Annotated in this window: 3 protein-coding genes and 1 pseudogene; all 4 read right to left on the reverse strand. The window is 31.5% G+C overall.

Annotation, left to right across the window (positions count from 1 at the left end; genetic code table 11):
- Nucleotides 1-140: 140 nt before the first annotated feature.
- Nucleotides 141-788: pseudogene (locus tag ACFWM3_RS24860) on the reverse strand (SpoVR family protein); the annotation flags it as partial.
- Nucleotides 789-1,011: 223 nt separating this feature from the next.
- Complete coding sequence (locus tag ACFWM3_RS24865) at nt 1,012-1,674, reverse strand: DUF2642 domain-containing protein (protein WP_390313387.1); 663 nt, start codon at nt 1,672-1,674, stop codon at nt 1,012-1,014.
- 36 nt (nt 1,675-1,710) lie between these two features.
- A complete protein-coding gene (locus tag ACFWM3_RS24870; RefSeq protein ID WP_390313389.1) occupies nt 1,711-3,066 on the reverse strand; it encodes an arsenic transporter in 1,356 nt (451 codons plus the stop codon).
- A gap of 401 nt (nt 3,067-3,467) precedes the next feature.
- Nucleotides 3,468-4,133 carry a hypothetical protein gene (locus tag ACFWM3_RS24875; protein ID WP_056476510.1) on the reverse strand — a complete coding sequence of 222 codons (666 nt, stop codon included), beginning with the start codon at nt 4,131-4,133 and terminating at the stop codon, nt 3,468-3,470.
- Nucleotides 4,134-4,497 lie beyond the last annotated feature (364 nt).

The raw sequence follows: 4,497 nt of genomic DNA on the forward strand, positions 1-4,497 counted from the left end.
GTGTATAAGAGACAGTAGTATAATAATGTAATAATAGTATTCAAATTACATTTTCAGATAAAATTTAAAAAAGCTTAATAAATTTTCTTAATATTGTTCTTCTGTTAGCTCAGGAAAGTAAGTCATGTCATAATTCAGAATCAAATATACTTCCGATGAATATTCTTCCCATCATAACTAAACAACACAGACTTATTCTCAATATTCGTCTCCAAATGAACTCCTCTGCCCCACAATTGATGAATATAAGGCATTACCTTTTCAACATACTTCACATCAAGTTCCATATTTTCATAGGAATGCTTCAAATAAAGCTCCCCATTTTTTAAGTAATCGCCCTCTTGAACAACGATATATGGGAATCCGCCATTTACCCTACTAACAACAAGTTGATCTCTTACATTTTCCCATGCCTTATCAGTGACTTTATACTCCTTACCTTGTCGCTGGAATAAATACATATCTTCGCGCATTACGAGTTCTTTAGTTAGATAGTTTCGGATAAATGAACTATCCGTTTCTAACTCACGTACTTCAAACATTTTTTCTCTTCCGCTGCCAGATTTAACGCCTAATTCTTTCATTTCTTTTGTTGGATTATTATATCGATATTCAATATCTTCAAACATTCTGAGTCCTAAATAATACGGGTTAATACTTGTTTTTGATGGCTGAACTACTCCTGCATTAAGCTTTGCGTACTCAATTGCTTCATTAGAATCAAGATTTAATTCTCGCATAATTCTTATATACCAATAACTTGCCCAGCCTTCATTCATAATTTTCGTTTAAAGTTTTTAGCTACAAATAGACCATTTCTTCTCGTATCAAGAACAGCATACCGTGCAATTTTTACTTTAATTTTTTAACTTAATTATAATCATGACCGATAATAGAAAAACCCTCAACGCATACAACGTCAAGGGTCGATTTAATAAAAATACTGAAATGTAATGCTTACGCTCTTAAGGGTGAACCCGAGCTCAAAAAATCTTTCTCAGAACATGTCAGCTAAGGTAAATGAAACGACTTAATATGATTTAACCTCAATAAAGTGACCTCTCCACTTGCTACAATTAATTCAATAACACCTTCCTCTACACTCTTGAGTATTCCAATTTTCATTGGGTCAATCGCCCCATCAAATACGACAAATTTTCCTTCTTCTTTTTTTAATTGTGTATCAAACAAGCGTGAAAATGACATATTTGCATTTTCAGGTAATAGATTGATTTTTGAGTTATAGGGATTGGCATTATAATTGTATGGTGTTAGCCATTTCAAATGTGATAAAGGGATATACAGCATTTTAAATACTGGTGAATAAAACACGATATAGTCACTTAATACGTTTATAATATTTCCATGAAATGTGATATTACCTGTGACATAAATCTCTGCAAATATTCCTTTTGCATTTGATAATATTTTACGATAAGAGATCGTTCCAATATCTTCTGCTATTGAAGGTCCAGTAGGTTTATCTATTTTGTCTTTAAAGTTGTTACTAAGACTTACCCTGTGAACGTGAAGCCATGGAATATAATAGTATTTTTGTCCGTTGTACAAGACAAGGACATCTCTACCATAATCTGTTAGTATTCCTTCAAAATAATTACCACCTGATAATTGTACATAAATTTTTTCTCCAACTAATGATTGTACATCACTCACTTGCATCTCCTCTTTCTAGTAGATTGAAATTGTTTATTAGGCGAAAACTAATTGAACCCAATAATATAGTAGAAACAGTGTTACGATTGTTGTTAATGGAATGACAATTAATGATACATTTAGATAATCCTTCCATTTAACTTTAATTTTATTTTGTTTTAAGATGTGCATCCAAATTAGGGATGCTAAAGTACCTACTGGAAGTAATAACGATCCAATGTCACTACCGATAATATTAGCTAGATAAATCGTCTTTAATGTAATCGGATCAAGCCCCATTTCTGTCAGTGTAATTGTTCCAACCATTAAAGCTGGATGATTATTAAACAGATTAGATAGGATTGAAACTAATCCTCCCATAATAAAGCTTGCTTGGAATAAGCCTTGATTTACAATTGGTTCACAGATTTTTACTAAAGCTGCAGTTAAACCAGCATTATGGAGACCATAAATAATCACATACATCGAAAAAGCAAAGACTAAAATATGCCAAGGTGTCTTTTTTAAGATATCAACAGGGCTTGTCCGTAAGTGATACCATCTCCAAGTTAACAAGACAAGTGAACCTAAAACTGCTACATATTGAATCGGTATTCCTAAAAATGAAGCGACAAATAATAAGCAGCGCATTAGGAAAACAAAGCCCAATACCTTTAACATAAATTTTGTTCTTTTTTGTTTTGTTTCTACTGACATTTTCCCTTTTAAAGGATGAAAATTTTTCATAAAAAATGACTCTTCAATATCATCGGTAGACACCGGCAATTGTTTTGGTAATTTATTTCTTAATACCATGTACATTAGCCATGACATAAATAGCAATCCTGTACTTGCAGGGACAAACATCATAGCTGTGTGCATATAAAGAGTCATATGAACAATTTTTAATGCGATTAGATTTACGATATTACTTACACCGATTGGTGCACTTGAAGCCGTGGCAATTAATGCTCCGCTAAGAAGATATGGAATTTGTTGATGTGGTTTTAAACGTAGATTTTTTAATAGGAGAATTAATATCGGAGTTGTAATTAAAATACTGCCATCATTATTAAAGAGTAATGTCATTAAAAAGCACAAAAGCTGGATATACCAGTATAATCTGCGTCCTGACCCTTTTGCTAAACTTGCAAGTCTAGCAGCAGACCAATGGAAAAATCCAAAACTTTCTAAAATAATCGCCATTACAATCGTTGCGATAATTGTAATAGAAGCTTCACCAATTTTGTGTACAATATCGATTAAATTACTTTTTGTTACGATCCCAGTCACTAAAATAATTACTGCCCCAAATGCAGCAGGCCACGCTTCATTTATTCCTTTTGGTCTCCAAAATATGACTGCCATCGTTAATAGAAATACAGAAGCACTCATTAGAATTTCGAAATTCATAAAACTCACCTTCTTATAAAATATTTTCCAATGAAACTTGTCCATTTAATATATTATTATTCAAATATAACAATGATGTTTTAGATGATTTCATTATTTTATGGAAGATGGTTGTTTTACCTAAATAATGCAAATGTCCCCTAAAGATAAATAACTATAGTAACAAATGTCCAATGGTGCCTTTAGAAAGAGTACATTGAAAATCACATATTGTGGATGATCTAATCTAATTTATATTTTTCTAATCATATAGTCTAGAAATTATTTTTTATTCGGATTAATTATAATAAGAGAAACAGATAAAAAAAGAGAAGCTCTAGAATAAGAGCATCTCTTTTAACAAAAGCACACCACAATTGTTTATCTGTCGGTTTAATAATAAACCAAAAACTAAAATTTATTTAAGGCAAATGCACTGACTTAATATGGTTAAGTCTTAAATAAACTACTTCCCCACTTGCGACCGATAGTTCAATTACACTATTTTCAATCGTATTCAGCAAACCAATTTTCATAGGATCATTCCCACCATCAAAAATAACTAGTTTTCCTTCTTCTTTTTTTAATTGAGATTCAAATGAGCGCACAGGGGAGATATTCGATGGATTAATCGGAAAGTTTGCATTATCAATTGAATAAGGTGTTACATTTTGATGATAAGGTGAGAGCCACTTTAGATGAGATAATGAAATATACATCATTTTAAATACTGGTGAATAAAAAACGATATAGTCACTTAAAACGCTTGTAATATAGCCATGAAACGTCAAATTCCCCGTAACATATATTTCCGAGAAGATCCCTCTCGCATTTGTTAAAACTTTCCTGTAAGAAATTGATTCAATTTCATTTGCAATTGAAGGCTCGTTAGGAGTATCTATCTTATCCTTAATATGCTGACATAAATGTACTCGATGAACATGAATCCAAGGGATATAATAATATTTTTGACCATTATATAATACAAGTATGTCTTGTCCTGCATCTGTTAAAATACCTTCAAAACCTATATCTCCAGATAGAAGTACAAATACTTGTCGATCTAGCAATGAATCTATATAACTCACCTTTTCTCCCCCCTTTATAATTTAAAATAAAAACGTTCTTTTCTTATAAAAAGTAAATAATGTTCTGCCTAAATCGTACATTTATTTATTTCTACAGTTTTACTTTTATTCTTTTAATATTTAAGATATGCATCAAAAAAATGTGATTAGTTGATTGGATATGTGAAAAAACATTTAATTTTTACTTTGGAATGGAATCGCTCACTCGATCTTACTTTATTTTTTTGGCTGCGTTAGAGTAGATTTTTGATTTTTTTTATTCAACTAATTGGCAGTTTAGTCATAATGAACGAAACGGCTCCATTTTGCTTAACGTAGGTTGCAGTTGGCAATAATGGGAGTGATTAAAAAGCCTACCCAAGCC

Origin of the sequence: Gottfriedia sp. NPDC058432 (assembly GCF_042721555.1) — a bacterium.
Taxonomy (GTDB): domain Bacteria; phylum Bacillota; class Bacilli; order Bacillales; family Bacillaceae_G; genus Gottfriedia.

Excerpts from the sequence above, each read along its gene's own strand:
- ACFWM3_RS24870 (WP_390313389.1), bottom strand. The coding sequence starts at position 3,066 with ATGAATTTCGAAATTCTAATGAGTGCTTCTGTATTTCTATTAACGATG.